The following is a 1,504-nucleotide window of genomic DNA, read 5'->3' on the forward strand; positions in this document are numbered from 1 at the left end:
CCGCGCGTGAGGTCATAGTTCGCCAGCGCGAACGTGCCAGGCTGCGCGCGCAGCCAGTCGGCCCAGTAGAACTCGAGGTAGTCGGTCGCTTGTGCGGGCTTGCTGTAGCCGATGTCGCGCGTGAAATAGACGAGCGAGCGGTAGCGGTCGTTCGTCATCCCGAGTTTCAGGCCGAGGCCGCTCGGCAGTTGCGCGGTCGTGATCGGCTGGCCTTCGCCGTTCTTCAGGCGGAGATAGCCGCGGCTTTGCATCTGCTGCCAGAACGCGTCGCCCGAGTAGTCGCTGAGGTTGTCCTTGACGACGACGTGCACATGCAGCGCCGGGCCGCCGTCGGGCGTCTCGTAATAGGTCGACAGGCCGTGGTGGCCGTCGGTCAGGTACAGCGCATCGCCGTTCGGGCCGATCACGACGGGGTTCAGCACCGAGCGGTCGCGGGCGTTCGCGTCGGTCGTCGCGCACGTGTAGCTGGCCGGTTCGCGCAGCGACGATCGGGCCGTGTAGCCGCTCGATGCGACGCCGCCGAGGCCTTCGTCCGCGCAGAAGTCGTCGAACTTCTTGTCGGGCTGCAGTTCGTAGCGGCCGAGCTTGTAGTAGATCTGGTCGTAGCCGATCGCACCCTGCGTCGGATGGAGATCGCCGAGCGTCACGTCGATCAGGTCGCCGGCGCGCGCGGCTTTCCATTTGCCCGGTTGCGGCGGGGTGGTGGCGGGCGGCGTCGGGGCCGGCGTCGTCGTCGTGCCGCCGGACGGCGGTTGCGCGTCCGTGCGCGCAACGGCGGTGACATCATCGCCTCCGCACGCGGCGAGGGCGACGACGGTGGACAGGCTGGCGGCAAGGGCGAAACGGATCGGCAGGCGTGACATCGCGGGCATCGGGCGTCGGTATCGGATGGGCGGGACTTCGCGCGGGCCACGGGCATGCATGACGGCCAGGACGTGCGACCCTGCGCGGGTGCGAGCCCGTCAGCTTGTCACAGGTATTTGACAGTAAATTGAAATGATCCGAGGAAACGGATCGTCAGGCAGGCGGAGTGCCGTCGGACGGGGCAGCCGTCGCGCGGCGGCGCGCACGCTTCGACGCGCCGTTGACGAGCGCCCAGCGTAGCACGGGGGCGACCGCGCGGATGCCCGGCCGGACCACCGCGCGCCGCAACGGCGCGAACGTCGACACGCCGAGCATGCGCTGCGCCCACGGCGGCAGCAGGTCGATCCCGGCATGCATCACCAGCGACGCGGCAGGCCGCAGCGCGGGCCTCGCGACGGGCACGTTCAGCAGGATGGACATCACGTCGAAGGTACGCGGCCCGGCTTCGAGCTCGGGCAGCATGCGCGCGAGATAGGCCGCTACCTCGGCGCGCGAACGCGGCACCTCGTGCGCGCCGAGCAGTTCGGCGATCAGTGCCGTTTCCGTGTAATAGCGGTCCTGCAACTCGCCCGACAGCGCCGGATTCACGTAACGCAGATGCGCGGCGAGGAAGCTCGACACTTCCGCGACGTGCACCCAG

2 protein-coding genes are annotated in these 1,504 nt (G+C 69.3%); both read right to left on the reverse strand.

Translation table 11 applies throughout. The features are described from left to right. Nucleotides 1-863 (reverse strand): ParB/Srx family N-terminal domain-containing protein (locus JMF90_RS36690; protein ID WP_201326306.1); only part of this gene is annotated, 863 nt, incomplete at its 3' end. 154 nt (nucleotides 864-1,017) lie between these two features. Then, nucleotides 1,018-1,504 (reverse strand): oxygenase MpaB family protein (locus JMF90_RS36695; RefSeq protein ID WP_201326307.1); only part of this gene is annotated, 487 nt, incomplete at its 5' end.

It is taken from the genome of Burkholderia sp. E168m23 (assembly GCF_016586125.1).
GTDB lineage: Bacteria > Pseudomonadota > Gammaproteobacteria > Burkholderiales > Burkholderiaceae > Burkholderia > Burkholderia orbicola.